The sequence below is a fragment of the Vulcanibacillus modesticaldus genome (assembly GCF_001730235.1).
GTDB classification, from domain to species: Bacteria; Bacillota; Bacilli; order Tepidibacillales; family Tepidibacillaceae; genus Vulcanibacillus; species Vulcanibacillus modesticaldus.
This window is the reverse complement of record NZ_MIJF01000031.1, coordinates 1-17248: the sequence shown is the minus strand read 5'-3', so window position 1 is coordinate 17248 and position 17248 is coordinate 1. Positions and strand designations below refer to the sequence as shown.

Sequence of the window (17248 nt, the reverse complement as noted above, 5' to 3'; positions counted from 1 at the left end):
ATAAGCTCTTGTTGTTAATTTTTTAACGTATTTGTCTTGCTTCATTTCTTCTACTTTTTGTTGTAATTTTACAGAATTGATAGGAGCTATCCATTTACCAAATGACGAAAATAGTGTATCCTTGTCCATAAGCATGGTCCTTTATATTGGATTTGGACAGGGAGCACCTGTACTTCCATTATAAAGGATTTTTTTATGAACTAGTGATTATTAGAAATATTCTGACTACATTAATGCAACGCTAGTGATAATTATTATAGAAATTGCGAGAGCTTTAAGAACTATTAAATATGATTTATATTTTTTCATAATATTTACCTCGCTTATAATTTATTTATGGACATGGATGCTCACTATTAATGCATAAAATTACGTATAACGGTCGATTATTCGCGACGTTCCCGAATGTTACAGGTATGACCGAGTCTTAGATAGCTCTTATCTTAGACTCGGGCATGCCGACTCGGTTAATTCGGGAATGTGTCGCTTGTATAAGCTATCAAACTACTTCGCCTATTCTTCTATGTAATCCTGCTTCGGGCGACCAAGGGCGTTAGCCCGCAGCGTGAATATTGTGTTAGCTGATGTTGCTGCCTTCCTTGATTTTACAGTATAATTTAATACGGATTTTGATAAAATATATTGAGATTATGTGTATAAAATACATCTTTAATAGGAAATCTTTTTTGAAAAATAATAGGTTTTTTTGCACCAATTGGTACTAACATTAACTGTTTATATCCATTTGAAGTTTTTCTTTCTTCAATTCCAACTCTATTATCAAAGCTTATTGTAAAATAATATAAGTAAGGATATATCCATTTTTTATATCTTCTTTTTTTCCCTGAGAGACTAATAATTCTTATATCTTTTCTTGTAGCTAACGCTTGTTGTAATTCGACAGCATTCAGTGGAGTATCATTTAACATCGGAACACTATCCCATTGACCATCAATCATAATCCATTTTCCCTTATCTCTAAGATAAGCTTCTACAACTACATGCCCTGCACCATATTTTCTAGTTTCACAGTCTTCTGTTTTTAAACTCAATATTCTTGATTTAATCCCTATAGCATTTAAACATCCACTAAGAATAATTGAGTATTCAACGCAACGAAATCTTTTCCCTTCTGAAACTTCTTTAAGTATTGAAATTGGGTCACTATTTTGAGGAATATTGTTACCATTATGTTTCCATAAATTATGTACCCAATTAGTAAGTTTTTGTATTTTAGCAAAATTATCATTAGATGTAGAAATGAGAGCATTTAAATTACATTTTGTCAGTAGTGTTTGTAAATAAGTATCATTAGGATTACTCCAAATAAATTTAAATTTTTCAGCCTCTGGTATATCCTCTTTAGAAAATTTCAATTCCGCTTTCATCAACGAACAACTCCAATAAGATAAATTAATCTACAATATGATAAGGCTTCTTTGATTATCTAACAGCAATTTCAGCTAACTTCTTTATTACCGAATTGATGTTTCGTATAAAGATTAATTAAGGTTGGGTTTGTGAATATAGTTCGTGTAAGGTACTTTTAGGTATATGATGATGTTAAGGTTATTTGAAAAGTTTATCAAGAGGGCTTTGAATGTTACTTTCAATACTGACATGGGTATATATCTCTGTTGTTTTTAAATTCTTATGCCCTAATAATTCTTGAATATGTCTTATATCTATGCCACTTTCTAGAAGATGTGTTGCGAATGAATGCCGAAGTGTGTGAACTGATGCTTTTTTTTGAATTCCAACCTTTTCACGCGCTCTTTCAAATATTTTTTGCACTGATCTTTCTGTTATATGACTACCCTCCTTCCCACCGGGAAATATCCAGTACTCTGGTCGATACTTTTTAGCATACAATCGCAAAGTGTCAAGGGCCACTTTAGAAAGAATTACATAACGATCTTTCTTTCCTTTTCCCTGTCTAATATGGATTAGCATCCTCTTACTATCAATATCACTAATCCTTAAGCGAACTACCTCACTTACTCGTAGTCCTGCAGAATATACCAAATAAAGTATTGCTTTATGCTTTTCATTATTAACACTATTTAAGATTTGAAGAACTTCTTCTTTACTCAGTATATCTGGCAGCTTACGTTCTTTTTTTGGTCTTGGTAGATTTAAAATAGGTTTTGATTTATTAAAAACTTCTTGATATAAAAATTTAATTGCACTAATTGCTTGATTCACATAGGAATTTGATTTTTTTTCTTCATTAATTAGATGAAGTAAATACTTTTGAATTTTTTCTTGGGATAACTCTATGGGGTGACTTTGATAATGAATTGTTAGTCGTGTAATATGGCCAAGGTAGGATTTTCTCGTTTTCGTACTATAACCTTTTAATTCCAATCGATTATTCATTTCTTTTAATAAACCATTTATCTGAGTTAAGTAAATTTTTGTCAGCAAATCTTTATTTTCTGGTTTATATAGCATCTCTATCGACTGATCCACTAGTATTATTTTGTTAGGAAACAATTCAATTAATTTTCTTAAGGACTCATCAGAATAAGGAATACTCCAATGGTGTTTATTAACGTACCATCTACTTCCCTTGATTCTTCTTAGCTTCTGTGCAATTCTGTAATTTTGGTTATTTAGAATAATAACATTTAATTCTTGTGAATTCCTTTTTTCAATTCTAATCGACATTTATTCACCCCTTTTTTAATAGAAGTTAACAACAAGGTTAATTTAATTTCTAGTCCTACGAAAATATAACATTGTTAAATCAATAGATAGAACATTTGTTTCTATAATACCATGCACTTGATTTTTTTACAATAATAACCACTGTTGCGCCTATCTAAAAAAAGGGTTATTCGTTTTAAAATTTCGATATTTAACCCAGATTTCCTCTTATAAAGGGAGATTTTTCTAATTATTGCTTTTCAATAATACACTATGCTTTTCGTGAGCAAAAAAAAATTATAAGAAATCAATATTATCAAATTTCCTTATTATTCTCTTCTAGAAACAATTTTATCTTTTTGAAAAAATCCTGATATTTTTTTAATTGTTGTTTTAAATTCATAATTTCCTGATTCATTGAATTTTTTTCCGCGTTCACTAAGTTAAGTTGTTTCTTTAGATTGTCAATTTTCAAGTTTAGGTTGGTTATTTCATCTTTAAGTTTTTTTATGTCTTCATTGCTATCTATAACTTGAGTAGCTTCAATCTCTCTTAATAATGAGACTATTTTATTTCCATAATCTTTTAAAGGCGACCATTTACCGCTAAGTTGTTCAACTGTTTTAGCTGTACCATTTAAAAATGGAAAATGTCTTGGATCAGGGGTGTCTTCGCGTGGATAACCTTGAGCCCCTGCATATAAGGCCAGATGATCTAGATGTGCAGTAATACCTTCTTCCCATGAGTTAAATCTTTGATATGCGTTAGGATTTGTATCATTTCCCCCTGCCTTAGTTTTTAAACCACTTGGATTATGATAACTTGCATCAATTCCAGCATTACTCTTAATGCCCCTAAACAAAAATCCTGTTTCAAGTGCAAATTGTGCATAAGCTACTACTGGATTAACCCCACCACGTCTTGGAGCTAATTGCCAATAGATCGAAGCTAAGTCAATGAATCCTTGTGGTGCTTTTTTCTTTTTTGCCCATTCTTGTGCCTGTTGTAAAGTTGCAGTTGTTGTTCCGAGTATTGGAGTTCCTTTTTCAATTGGAATAGACTTTATAAATTCTTCCCAACGTGGAAGGATTTTTCTTGGACAATTTTTTCCTGACCAGCGTTTGTGTGTAACTACATTTTTCAAAGGAATATTGTACTTAGCCATAAGGTATCGGATCAATTCTTTAGCATTTTCCTCAGCTTTTGCCATATTGCTATCTTTATTTTCAGTTATTTCAATCCCAATCGAAGTCATATTCCCTGGACCGTTACCATCCCCTGCGTGCCAACCGACTTCATCAGTAGGTAAATGTTGAACGATTTGTTTGTCATCAACTGTAAAATGCCATGAAATTTCTTTGTTAACATTAATCAAATATTTTGCATGGGCTAAAGCATTAGCACCTTTATTTGTATTTGCAGTATTGTGTATCGTTATATATTTGGGATTCATTTTTATCCCGGGGCGATTGATTTTTCCTTTAGGGATAAATTTTTTAATAATTTTAATCAAAACTTCCTTCTCCTTTCTCAGAAATGTTTATCAACACTTATCATGCTAATTCTTTTTTCTACTTCATCTTCTAGTTTATTCAATCATTATGCCTAAAGTTCAGTTCTTTGTCCCACCCAATTCACCTAATTTAGCTGAAATAAAAAAAACACCTATTAATTGGTGTATTAAAAAATGGATAAAATTAAGTCCATTGTTTTTAATCAACAATGGACTGTTCTAACCGTGGGAAAAGCAGATTATTTTCTAAATGAATATGATCAAACAAATCGGATTCTAATTCTGCTAACTTTAGATATGCTTTCGTAAATGTTTTACAAGCGTCAGCTGGTATCTCATAATCATTTGTTATCTTTCTTAATTGTTTGAGAATATCTCCAGCATTAACATGTTCACTTTCTAGTTCTTCTATTTTTTCTCTAATCTCATTTAATGCTGTAACTGATGGAGACTGTTCATAAGCTTTAATTAATGGGAAAATTATTTGTTCTTCTTTTATCAAATGTTGTTCTAAATCCATCTTCAATGTATGAAATAACCTGTGCACTTTCACTAAATCTTGATGGTTAGAACCATGAACTCGCAAAATCTTAGTAACAAGTTCACTTAATACTGGTAATTCTGTTTGTAAAAATGCATGATGTTTATTAATAATATGCTCGATCAGGGAACTTAAACTGGCCTTATCCCATTGCTTGCCAGTATCTTGTGTGCTAGTATACATTTCATTTAGTTGATTAATCACTTCATCTTCATCTAAATTCTTCTCTCTGATAGCTTCTATTAATGGTCGATCACCACCACAACAAAAGTCTATTTGTAATTCTTTAAACAACTCTGCAGCCTGTGGAAACCTTGCTACAATATCACCAATTTTATCTGTAACGATAAATTGTCTTTCCATTATAAAACCTCCGTTAACATTATTTTCTTAAAAATATCTTATTTTACCCTCTTTGGTCTGTAATAAATATCACAGTAATGATTTTCCAATTATTTTTAATATTAACTAATCTATTAATAAATATTATTCCTAATATCAAAGAAAAATTTCGAAAACTCCTTGATAATCAAAAACGCCGTTATAAAAACGGCGCTTATAATAGCAAGATAGTGTAGCATAAGCTATTTTTACAAATTAAATTTTCTACACTATTTCCTTAGTGATTCAGTTAAATTATAAACTAGATAGTATAAATCCACCTATTATTCCACCAATAATAGCAAATGATAAGTTTTTAAATCCTTTTTTAGCACTATCTCCAGAAGCTAAAGACGCTACAAATAGTCCAGCTCCAGCAGCCCATGCCATATCAACCCAAACTGGTCCAGTTTGATATATAAATCCTACACCGTGATTTAGCGTCCAAGATGTACCAACAATAAAACCAGCTGCCATCCAACCACCGATAGCCCCCCAGTTTTCCACCATTTTTCCCCATAATAATCTAATTAAAAAAGGAAAAATGAATGCTCCAGCAAAGGTGGTAACAAAAGTTTGGAATGTCATCAAATTACCTTCCTCTCATATGCAATAATTATGTGATTTTCATTTATTTAGTTGCTAAATGTTGCTCTAATTTATAGGCTGTGAATCCTCCTACTGCTCCTCCAAGAATAACAACCGCTAAAGTTGGTATGGATGCAATACTAGCGGAAATCCCCTCATTAAACACACCCATCATAGTTCCGGCAACACCAATACCTACAGCCATGTCTACCCATGCTCCATCATTGTTGAGGATACCTACATAGTGATTTAAGTACCACATGGTACCGATGATAATTAATCCAGCGAACCATCCACCGGCGATACCATAAGCAGATACAAATTCACCCCAAACACCAAATACAAAAATTCCCGCAATTGCAGCTCCTAAAATAGTTCCTAAGTGCTTCATTTCTTCACCCCGTTTAGTACGAATTAAAATTTTACTAAATTTGCTGCTCCTATTATTCCAGCTTTAGTCCCTAACTTTGCAGGTTTGATATTTACAAAGTCCACCAATGAATTATATACATAACCTCTTACTTTTGCAATTAATTCATTAATATATCCATATTTTTTTAACGATTCAGTTACTCCGCCCCCTAGTATAAATATATCCGGATTAACTGTATGTGTAATATTAGCTATTCCCACAGCTAAATAATCAAGCACTTCATTAATTAATCGTTTTGCATCTATATTCCCATTATCAGCTAATTCGAAGACTTCTTTTGCACCCTTATTTGTAATTTTTCTCTCTTTTGCAAATTTAGCAATCGCTGTTCCACTACTCAAATCTTCTAATGTACTTGATGTTAATTGTTTTGGGCTGTTAGCAATTATACGCATTTGCCCAATCTCACCTGCAGCTCCTTGTGAACCGGAAACAATTTTTTTATTAATAATTAATCCTCCGCCTATTCCTGTGCTTATGGTAATATATTGGACTATATCAAAATCTTTTCCATTACCATATTTAGCTTCGGCAAGTCCGGCAACATTAGCATCATTATCTAACCTGCAGTAAATTCCTGTGTTTTCATAAATCATTTCAACTATCGGCACATTTTTCCAACCTAGCAGATTTGGAGGTTCTATTATTACACCTGTATTAGGATTTAGGGGGCCTGGAGCACCAATGCCTATTGAACTAATTTTATCTTTGTTTTCTAAGCTATTTATCATTTTTGTAATTTTATCAACAACATATTTTGGTCCTTTCTTAGCCTCGGTTAGATCACTAACTTCTTCAATAATATGTCCATGTTCATCTACTACACCAACCCTAACATTAGTTCCACCTAAATCTATTCCAATGTTATATGAAGCCATATTTTTCTCCCTTCAATTCATTTAAGGGACTTAGAACAAAATCATCCTTACGGATGATTTTTATTTCCCTCTATAATTTAGAATTGTAGCCTTAAAGACAATTAATGATGTAAAAATTACCATAAAAACAAAAGTGTAAATAAAGTCAAATTTAAAATTTATCGAAAAGACACCAATAATAAATGATGAAATAAATAATGATAACGATGTTATATTCCAGATATTTTTATATGTTAACATACCATGGGTTCTGTTAACATAATATAAAGTAATCATAGATAATATCGCAATAGTTAGTAGCGTATAAAATAATGTATAGCTCATATTCATTAAAGTAATTATGTTAAATATATCAAACAAAGTAACAAATATTTTTTCTTTTATATCATCGCTATTATTGAAAATATCACTATAACTTATAGCTGTGGATTGACCTTTTATCTTAATTTCTAAATATTCTTTTTGAAATAAAATATAATTATTCTCATAAATCTCCTTACTATCTGTTAAAAATAAAATTGCAAAATCGCCATTACTATAATACTTTTCTTGATATTCATATATCAATTGACCATCCACAATACTAAATTCTTCTATCCTCTCAAAAAGCAATTCGTAGGATTTTTTCATGTTTTCCTTATACTCTAAACTATTTACAAAATAAGACACACTGATATTTAAGCTTGCTGAAATAATTAAAATTATCGCTAAGAAAACACTTTTATTCTTTATTTTATCAAAAATAAAATTCATATGATTCACCTTAGGAGACTTATTTTTCATACTTTAAAAATGGGTCGCATATAGTTATTCTTTGCGCCTCAACATCACTTACACCTGTATAAAGAGTTGCAGTTCCATCTTTATTTCTTACTAACCCTCCACTAAATAAAACATCGACTAAGTCAGGTCTTTTGGCCTCTCCTTCTCGCATATTATTTCTTTCTGCAATAATATTTAATTTTGTATGTTCTAATGTTTCAGGATCTAAACAAAATTCCATTGAATAATAATGTCTATTTTGCTGTTGATCAAAGTTAGCTATATGACCCAAAACTCCAATAAGTCCGTTTGATAATAAATGGGCCTCATTTACTCCGCCCCATTCCTCATCAATAAACTGACCTGCTAGCAATGGAGCAGATTCAATTTTTTCGATGGTTAAATCTTCTAATTTATCAATTTTAAAAAAGCCTATTTTCCCCCGTCCGCCTTTTTCGCCTTGAGGTCTTGTAAAAACGCCAATTGCGCCGTTAGCTAGACCAACTAATCGTATATCTTTCATTCCATTTGGTCCTACAGCAAATTGTTTTAAACTATTAATATTTTTACCGCGATAAAAAATTGTTCTCCACCATAAATTTTCCGGGTTTTCTGGATGGGTAAAAATTTCCACGCCGCCAAATACAAGTTCATCATTTATTTTGGTAACAAATGGATCTTGTAATTTATATTTTTTAGTGTTTTCTCTGGGAATCCACTTTCCATCCCTTTCAACAAAAAAGTAAACCTCTGAATTCTCACTATCACGTGATTCAACACGTCCTGCGATGACTAATTCTCCATCATCCTCAAATGGTGCTGTAATATTATAAACATCTTTTTCGCCAACACCCGTAAAAAATAATTTTTCAGGATTCCAAGGTTGTCTTTCTTCTTTAAATTTCAGCAATAATTCATGCGACGTCAGTATAGACACTTTTAAATCCTCCCCATTGATATTTTTATCAAATATTTATAAGGCAATAATAGATATTTTTCCATCTATATCCTCTTACTATATTCCTAATGCTTTATATAAATCCTCGATAGACATTTCAGCTAATGCCATGACCGTATCTGCTCCTCCATAATAAATTTTAACTACTCTATTTTCATAAAGTACACCACATGTAAAAACAACATTATTGAAAAACCCTTCTTTCTCATAAGGAGCTTCTGGTTCTAAGATCGGCATTTTAGTTTTTGCAAGAATTTTATTTGGATCTTCCAAATCTAGAAGAAGTGCGCCTAAACAATATCTACTATTTTTATCTGCAGCATGATAGATTGCAATCCATCCTTTTTCAGTCTTAAAAGGTACAGCTCCCCCACCAATACGGCCATTTTCCCATCCGTCATCAGTTACAGCACTAAAATGATGATGCTGTCCCCAGTGAATTAAATCAAATGACTTAGCTGTCCACATGTCTGGTGTTCCTATCGCTTTTGGAACTGGGCGATGTAAAGCAAAATATAAACCATTTATCTTTTCAGGAAAGATGCAAACATCTTTATTTTCAGGTTCAAAAATTATACCTAACCTTTCATATGAAATGAAATCCTTTGTTTTAGCTAAAGCAGTAGCTGCACCTTTTTCAGATACCGCAGTATAATTAATATAGTAGGTATCATCTATTTTGGTAATACGAGGATCTTCAATTCCCCAAGTCTCATAAGAGCCATCTGGGAACATAAAAGGCTTCTCAGCAACTTCAAAATTTACACCATCTTTACTTCTAGCTATCCTAAAATGTGATAGAGAAGTTAAATATTTTACAACCTTTTCTCCATTATTTGTTTTAGCAAAAATAGTTCTGGAATCGGAAAAATCATACTTTTCTGCGTCTTTTATTTTATCAAAAGTTTTTATTACTAGATGATATTTCCCATCTTTTTTTTCTAGCAAAGGTATTTTTATAATGTTTTCGTCATCTGAGATCACACTTTCAGCTACACGAATTAACATTATTATTTCATCTTTATATCTAGTTATTCCAGCATTAAATGTACAATCAACTTTAAAATCTTCTCTTGATGGCTTTACATCAGCTGGAGTAATTAATGGATTTTTGAAATTTCTTGTTGCTTTCATTATCTAATTCTCCTCACTTTTTATCATGATGATTGATTCGTTTGGTAATATCTCTATCATTTCACGGGAGAAATCAATATTATTTCTTTTGTTTGAATAGATGAAGTTGAAATCTTTATATTTTTTTAAATCGAACTTGACCTTGCTTCTATCAAAATTGATTAATATTAATGATTTCTCCTCATTATATTTTTTTAGATAGTAGATTAGGTTATTATTTTTATTTAATTCCTCATATACACCCTTATTTAATGAATTATACTTACTTCTTAATTTGATAAGATTTTTATAATGATTGAGAATAGAATTTGGATCGGATAATTGATTTTTTACATTTATTTCTTCCTTATTTTTATTTATATTTATCCAAGGCTTTGTACTTGAAAAACCTGCATATTCAGTATTATCCCATTGAATTGGTGAACGAGATTTATCTCGACATTTGCTATTTGCGATTTTTAAAGCTTCATTTTTATTTTTACTTTCATCAATAGCCTTGCTATAAGCTAATATCCCCTGAATATCTTTCATCTCATGAATGCTATTTGCAATATAATCCCTCATACCAATTTCTTCGCCATTATAGATGAAAGGGATACCTTTAGCAGTTAAAATAAGAGTAGCAATATTTTTAGCTCTATCTTCTTCTATTCCCTTATCACCAAACCTTGAAATATGTCTAGACATATCGTGACTACTAAAAAACAATGTAGGTAACTGTTCTATATCAAACTTTTTTTCCATTGTCCTAATTTCTTCAAAAATTTTATCAACATCAAATTGTTCGATACTGCCTAAATTAAAATTAAATGCAGCATCTAATCTTTTTTTTCCTATATATTTCTTTATTACATCTAAATCTTCAGAGCCTACTTCACCTACTAAAAATTTATCATCATACTCTTCCGTTAATTTTTTTAGTTCCTCTATAATTTCCAATATTCCATCTTGGTCTTTATCGTATAAATGAAGTTGTTCACCATTTTCATCATATGGATTATCTTGTAAATGATCTTTGACAGTTAAAAAATTAATCACATCTAACCTGAACCCATCAATACCTTTATCTAGCCAAAACTTAATAACATCAAACATCGCTTCTTTAACTTCATTATTACTCCAATTCAAATCAACTTGCTCTTTAGCAAAGGCATGGTAATAGTATTGATTAGTTGTCTCATCATATTCCCATGCAGATCCGGAAAAGAAAGATTCCCAATTATTAGGATTGTCTTTCCATATATACCAATCCCGTTTACTATTATCTATTGAAGATTTGGATTCTAGAAACCATTTATGCCTATTTGAAGTATGGTTCAATACCAAATCAGCTATAACTTTAATATTCCTTTTATGAGCTTCTTCAATAAAATTCGTAAAATCCTCCATTGTTCCGTGGTCTGGATCAATTTCATAATAATCTTCTATATCATAACCATTATCCACTTTAGGAGACTTATAAAATGGAGTAAGCCAAATTCCATTTACTCCTAAATCTTTAAGATAATCTAACTTGGAGATAATTCCTAAAAAATCTCCGATACCATCGCCATTTCCATCACAAAAACTTGGCATATATATCTCATAAAAAACTGCTTCTTTCCACCATTTATCCATCGAACTATCCCTCTTTATAATTAACCTTTAATACCTGTCAGTTTTATCCCTTCAGTAAAGTATTTTTGACCAACAAAGAAAATAATTAATACTGGAATCATAGTCATTAACGATGCTGCCATTAATTGTCCCCATTCTACTTTGTGTAAACTTTGAAACATCGATAATCCAAGTTGCAATGTAAATTTTTCATAACTATTTAAGTAAATCAATGGACCCATTAAATCATTCCAACTACCCTGAAAAGACCAAATACCAATCGTTATTAATGCTGGTTTAGAAATAGGCAAGAAAATCTTATAAAAAATCTGAAATGAATTACAGCCATCAATTCTAGCAGATTCTTCTAATTCCTTCGGTATAGTCGAAAAATATTGTTTTAAGAAGAAGATAAATACTGCAGAACCTGCAAAAGCAGGAAGGATTAACGGCACATATGTGTCAATCAAATTAACATTTCTCCACATAATAAATACCGGTATAAGTGTAATTTCACCTGGAATCATAATCGTAGATAATAAAAACAAAAATAGAAATTTCCTTCCCGGAAATCTAAACCTTGCAAATCCATATGCTACTAAAGCAGATACAAAAACCTCACCTATCCCTTTCAAAACAGTAATAACTGTCGTATTCCAAAAATACCTTATAAAAGGAATAGTTTCCATTGCATCAGGATAATTGTGCCATGCAATAGGATCTGGTATCCATTTAGGTGGAAGTTGAAAAATTAAAGCATTTTCTTTTAGCGAAGTTGAAACCATCCAAAAAAATGGAAACATCATTGAAACTCCACCAAGGATTAAAAGTAAATGGATCAATAATTTCTTGTATTTTTCTTTTCTTTTAAATTTTGCTTTACTCTTTATCGCCATTAACTTATCTTCTTCTACGTTTATTACTTCGTTCATCTACAACACCCCTATTCTTCTCCCGACTCATAATACACCCAGAATGATGAGGTTTTAAATACTAATAATGTTAAAATTAAAATTATTATGAATAATATCCATGCCAACGCTGTTGCATATCCCATTTTGAAATACTTAAACGCATTTTCATATAGATAAACTAAATAAAACTTACCTTGATTACCTGCTCCTCCTAAAATGTAAGCATCTGTGAATTTCCTAAATGAACCAATTATTCCCATTATTAAATTATAAAAAAGGATCGGAGTCATCATCGGTATAGTTATCTTGAAAAGTTTAGCAAAAAACCCAGCACCATCTATCTCTGCTGATTCGTACAGATTTTTTGGAACGTCTTTTAAACCTACTAAGTAAGTAATCATTCCTCCTCCAGCTCCCCAAATTGAAACGAGGATATAAGAAGGAATCACCCAATCTGGGTCTGAAAGCCAACCCGGCCCTTGAATCCCTATCATTGCAAGCAATGAATTGATTAATCCAAATTCCGGATCTAAAACCCATCGCCACAATAATGCAACTGCAACACCCGACACTACTGCCGGCAAATAATAAATAGTTCTGTAAAAACTCAATCCCCTTATATTAGAATTGAGTATAAATGCTATTGTGAATGAAGTTAATATCCCTAGCGGTATCGCAAACAATGCAAATTTGAAAGTCACCGACAGAGAATTATAAAACTGTTCATCATTAAATATCGTTATATAATTGTCCAATCCAACCCATTTTGGACTTCCCAGTATCGGCCACTTAGTAAAACTTATATAAACCGCATACCCTACAGGCCATAAAAAGAAAATAAGAATTCCTAAAATCCAAGGCATAATAAATAAATATCCCTCGTATTTTTTGTAAATTTTTCTAAGTTGTTGTTTATTCACGGTAATCCACCTCTTAATTCTGTGCTTTCCCATTTGATAAAGAAAGTTCTAGAGAAAAATCACTTCTCCCTAGAACTTCTAAAAGAGTAAAAAATTTTATTTAGCTAATAATTCTCGTAAAGCTTTTGCAGTCTCTTCAATAGCTGTATCTAAATCAAAATTATCATCATTTCTTAAAAGTGGATCATACAGATTATCCCAAACCTTTCCAGCGATTTCATTTTGCTTTGGCATATTATTAAATCCACGAGCAAATTCCATTGATGCTTTAATAGCTGGGAGTGCTGATTCCTTATCAGGTCGATTTTCGGTAATTTTACCAAACTTAGATTTAACTGGAGGAACTACTTTCCAATCAAAGAATTTGTTAGTTAAATCAGATAATGCTTTGTAAACAACTTCTTTATTTTCAGCTTGTGATGACATAACTGTTGATGCAATCCAGTTAAAAGTAGCACGCTCAGTACCATATGGAATAACCGTTGTTCCAACATTGAAGTCTACTGTTTTTTCAAAGTCATCTCCAGCTCCACCCATGAACGTAGCAATTTTTCCTGCTTTAAATTGCTCACCAAAACCTTGTGCCTCTATTTGAGTCTTACTTGGTGTGATTTTGGAGACATGTAAAATATCATACAATACCTCTAAAGCTTTTTTAGATTCTGGAGTATCAATTATAACGTTTCCATTTTCATCAACATCTCCACCACCATATGTCCATAACCATGTGTGAATTGGTGGCCAACCATTTACAATAAAACCATATTGGTCTATTTTACCATCGCCATCAGTATCTTTTGTTAATTTTTTCCCCATTTCAATAAATTCATCCCAAGTAATATCTTCCGGATAATCTAATCCTGCCTCATCAAACAAATCTTTATTGTAGTACATGATTACAGGTTGGGCAATCCAAGGAAAACCGTATAACTTATCTTTCCATTTAGCAGTTGCTAAAGTAGGAACATAAAAATCATTTAAATCAATACTAGAGTCGTTTTTTGCATATGTTGTAATATCTTCAATAGCACCTAATTCAGCATAAGCTGGAATGTATTCTTGAGATAACCACATTAAATCTGGAGCATCGTTACCAGCTATCATAGTCTGAAGTTTAGTGTAATAATCTGCTGGAATACTAATAACTTCTATTTCATATTCATTAGATTCAGCATTTAATGCGTCAACAATTTCTTGAAGTTCCTGTAATTCTCCTCCTCCAGCCCAAGTGGCAAATTCAACACGCACTTTTTTACTTTCTTCATTATCAGTATTTACCTGAGAATCGTTAGAACTACAACCGGTAAATACCAAAGTCATAACTAAAAGTAACGCTATAAATGAAATCGCTTTCTTCATTGTTTACTTCCTCCCTGTTTTGTTAAGTTATCGGTTGCTTTATTTTTATTGTACTTTTGGTTTGCTACCCTGTCAATGTTAATTAATAAAATTTATCAATTTTTTTAATCTATTATTTACATATTGGACACATTTCTAAAAAAATAGAGACTAAATTCTAAATAGTATTTCTTTAAATAGAACTTAGTCTCTAATACTTATTATTTAACTATTATTAAGAACCTTAACCGACTCTCTATTAATAATTTCAGTATCGATTACTATTCTCCTAACTTTTGCATCAGGGTTTTGAATTCTTGTCTCTATTCTCTTAATAGCATATTTGGCTATATCTTCTGTTTTAACTCTTATAGTAGATAATTTTGGAGTAGAAATAATACTGTGTCTAACGTCATCAAATCCTATTATTGAACAATCTTCAGGAACTCTATAACCTTCTGATTGTAACTTTTTTGTTAATTCGTAAGCTGCCTTATCACAGTTACATATGAATGCAGTTGGTAGCTTTTCTGGCAGTTGTAGATCAATGAACTCACCATTATCATTTCGATCTTTTATAATATAATTTTCATTAATTGGTATTTGATGTTCTAATAATGCTTTATAGTAACCTAAATATCTATCTTGAATACTGCTAGTTAATTTAATATTTCCACAAAAACCAATTTCTCTATGACCGGATTCAATTAAATAATTAGTTGCATTATAAGTAGCATAATAATTATCAGTTAATATACAATCTAATTCCAACTCTTTATAATAAAAATCTACTAGAACAATAGGTAATGAAAGCTCTTTTAATTTTTGAATATATTCAATTGAAATCTGTCCAATAATTAGAATTCCATCGACTTTATTCTCTTTGCACATAAGTGGTAAGCGAACTTCTTCTTCTTCCTTTTTTGTTATAATCGTAAGAATTAGGTTATAATTCTTTTCACTTACTTCTTTATATATATTTTTGTAGATACGTGTATAGAAATACTCATCCTCTTCCATAAACACTTCTGGAACAATAATTCCTATATTTCCAGTTTTATTAGTTTTTAGCGCTTTTGCACTAGAATTATAGATATACCCCATTTCATTGGCTGTTGCTATGATATTTTTTCTTAATTCTTCACTAACCCCCTCTTTACCCGAGAGAGCTTTTGATACTGTTACCTTTGTTACTCCGAGCTTATCGGCAACATCTTGCATCGTTATTCTTTTCTTCATAAATATAAATCACCTCCACATGCTAAACCTAGATCGGATATTCCCCTCATAAATAAACCAATTTAATTTCACTTTAGCCACCTATATTTGTTAGGTTATCGGTTAATTTTATTTTAACTTTATGTTATCTAGTGTCAAGAGTTTTTTTTATTTGCAAGTATTCCATATCAATAAATTTAGATTAAACAAAAATAACCCCACACTAGATAATCTAGCATGAGGTTAGTCTTCAATCTAAAACGCCGTTTTAAAAACGGCGCTTAAAAACATTCTGCTTTTAACACTAAAATGCATTTTTAAATATTTGCATTACATCTTCAAGAGTACCTTGTTTAGGATTGGTCAAAGCACATGCATCTAATAATGCGTTTTTAGCAAGGGTCTCAACATCTTCTTCTTTGACCCCTAGTTCACTAAGACCAGATGGAATATTAACATCTCTAGAAAGCTTTTTAATTGCTTCAATAGCTTTTTTAGCAGCCTCTTCCACACTTAACCCTTCAATATTTTCACCCATGGAAACCGCAATGTCAGCAAGTCTTTCAGGTACTACTTGCATATTATATGTTTGGACATGAGGTAGTAATACTGCATTACAAACGCCATGCGGTAAGTCATAAAATCCTCCTAATTGGTGAGCCATAGCATGAACGTATCCAAGACTAGCATTATTAAAGGCCATACCTGCTAAAAACTCAGCATATGCCATATTATCTCTAGCCTTTTCATCTTTACCATCTTCGACAGCTTTCCTTAAATTAGCTGAAATTAATTTGATTGCTTGTAGCGCGCAGGCATCTGTGACTGGAGTTGCAATCGTTGAAACATATGCTTCAACCGCATGCGTAAGTGCGTCCATTCCCGTTGCGGCAGTTAAAGATTTAGGCATATCAACCATAAGCTTTGGATCATTTACAGCAATCTTTGGTGTAACATGTTTATCGACGATAGCCATTTTAATATGTCTTTCTTCATCTGTTATAATGCAAAAGATTGTCATTTCACTAGCAGTTCCAGCTGTAGTGTTTACTGCAATTAAAGGAAGTTGCGGCTCTGAAGACTTATTGATTCCTTCATAATCTTTGATACTTCCACCATTTGTAGCTACTAATGCGATTCCCTTTGCACAATCATGCGGGGAACCTCCACCAAATGAAACGTATTGTCAAAAGTTTTATAGATTATTGTGTCAAAAACCTTGTTGTTATTGAAAAATTTATATTAAGGTATTGCCACCCCCTCAATTTAAGGGTAATTTTTAGTTGACCATTCAAAAAATTACTCAAACAAAGGAGGCGGCAAACTTGATGTCTAAAGTTATTTCTTTGTTGCTACTATACATTGAGGTTCAAAATAAAATCATTGTTTATTTGATGGGGGCATTGCTTGGTAAGAATTCTCTTC

Annotated in this window: 15 protein-coding genes and 1 pseudogene; all 16 read right to left on the bottom strand. The window is 31.6% G+C overall.

The genetic code is table 11. From position 1 onward, the window contains the following. Nucleotides 1–617: 617 nt before the first annotated feature. Nucleotides 618–1388 (bottom strand): transglutaminase-like domain-containing protein, encoded by a 771-nt coding sequence (locus BHF71_RS07045; protein WP_069656965.1) that lies wholly within the window; start codon nt 1386–1388, stop codon nt 618–620. A gap of 181 nt (nt 1389–1569) precedes the next feature. Further along, the gene (gene xerA / locus BHF71_RS07040; RefSeq protein ID WP_069656964.1) at nt 1570–2670 is read right to left on the bottom strand and encodes a site-specific tyrosine recombinase/integron integrase; all 1101 of its coding nucleotides are present in this window, start codon (nt 2668–2670) and stop codon (nt 1570–1572) included. A gap of 295 nt (nt 2671–2965) precedes the next feature. Next, nucleotides 2966–4162, bottom strand: a complete 1197-nt coding sequence (locus BHF71_RS12590) for an N-acetylmuramoyl-L-alanine amidase (RefSeq protein WP_069656963.1) — start codon at nt 4160–4162, stop codon at nt 2966–2968. A gap of 199 nt (nt 4163–4361) precedes the next feature. Then, nucleotides 4362–5066, bottom strand: a complete 705-nt coding sequence (gene ric, locus BHF71_RS07030) for an iron-sulfur cluster repair di-iron protein (RefSeq protein ID WP_069656962.1) — start codon at nt 5064–5066, stop codon at nt 4362–4364. A 273-nt stretch (nt 5067–5339) separates the two neighbouring features. After that, the gene (locus BHF71_RS07025; RefSeq protein ID WP_069656961.1) at nt 5340–5672 is read right to left on the bottom strand and encodes a Lin0368 family putative glycerol transporter subunit; all 333 of its coding nucleotides are present in this window, start codon (nt 5670–5672) and stop codon (nt 5340–5342) included. Nucleotides 5673–5715: 43 nt separating this feature from the next. Then, nucleotides 5716–6063 (bottom strand): Lin0368 family putative glycerol transporter subunit, encoded by a 348-nt coding sequence (locus BHF71_RS07020; protein ID WP_069656960.1) that lies wholly within the window; start codon nt 6061–6063, stop codon nt 5716–5718. A gap of 23 nt (nt 6064–6086) precedes the next feature. Further along, on the bottom strand, nt 6087–6983 hold the full coding sequence (locus BHF71_RS07015; RefSeq protein ID WP_069656959.1) for an ROK family protein: 897 nt from the start codon (nt 6981–6983) through the stop codon (nt 6087–6089). A 60-nt stretch (nt 6984–7043) separates the two neighbouring features. Then, complete coding sequence (locus BHF71_RS07010) at nt 7044–7736, bottom strand: DUF1189 family protein (protein WP_069656958.1); 693 nt, start codon at nt 7734–7736, stop codon at nt 7044–7046. Between the two features lie 19 nt (nt 7737–7755). After that, nucleotides 7756–8682, bottom strand: a complete 927-nt coding sequence (locus BHF71_RS07005) for an MTP-1 family protein (RefSeq protein ID WP_069656957.1) — start codon at nt 8680–8682, stop codon at nt 7756–7758. Nucleotides 8683–8760: 78 nt separating this feature from the next. Beyond that, nucleotides 8761–9837 (bottom strand): glycoside hydrolase family 130 protein, encoded by a 1077-nt coding sequence (locus tag BHF71_RS07000; protein ID WP_069656956.1) that lies wholly within the window; start codon nt 9835–9837, stop codon nt 8761–8763. A 3-nt stretch (nt 9838–9840) separates the two neighbouring features. Continuing rightward, nucleotides 9841–11454 carry an alpha-glucosidase gene (locus BHF71_RS06995; RefSeq protein WP_069656955.1) on the bottom strand — a complete coding sequence of 538 codons (1614 nt, stop codon included), beginning with the start codon at nt 11452–11454 and terminating at the stop codon, nt 9841–9843. Between the two features lie 20 nt (nt 11455–11474). Further along, nucleotides 11475–12365 carry a carbohydrate ABC transporter permease gene (locus tag BHF71_RS06990; RefSeq protein ID WP_084024363.1) on the bottom strand — a complete coding sequence of 297 codons (891 nt, stop codon included), beginning with the start codon at nt 12363–12365 and terminating at the stop codon, nt 11475–11477. 11 nt (nt 12366–12376) lie between these two features. Further along, a complete protein-coding gene (locus BHF71_RS06985) occupies nt 12377–13267 on the bottom strand; it encodes a carbohydrate ABC transporter permease (protein ID WP_245683837.1) in 891 nt (296 codons plus the stop codon). A 96-nt stretch (nt 13268–13363) separates the two neighbouring features. Further along, the gene (locus BHF71_RS06980) at nt 13364–14626 is read right to left on the bottom strand and encodes an ABC transporter substrate-binding protein (protein ID WP_069656953.1); all 1263 of its coding nucleotides are present in this window, start codon (nt 14624–14626) and stop codon (nt 13364–13366) included. A 204-nt stretch (nt 14627–14830) separates the two neighbouring features. Beyond that, a complete protein-coding gene (locus BHF71_RS06975; protein WP_069656952.1) occupies nt 14831–15844 on the bottom strand; it encodes a substrate-binding domain-containing protein in 1014 nt (337 codons plus the stop codon). A 283-nt stretch (nt 15845–16127) separates the two neighbouring features. Beyond that, nucleotides 16128–17003, bottom strand: a pseudogene (locus BHF71_RS06970) (iron-containing alcohol dehydrogenase); the annotation flags it as partial. Nucleotides 17004–17248: the final 245 nt, after the last annotated feature.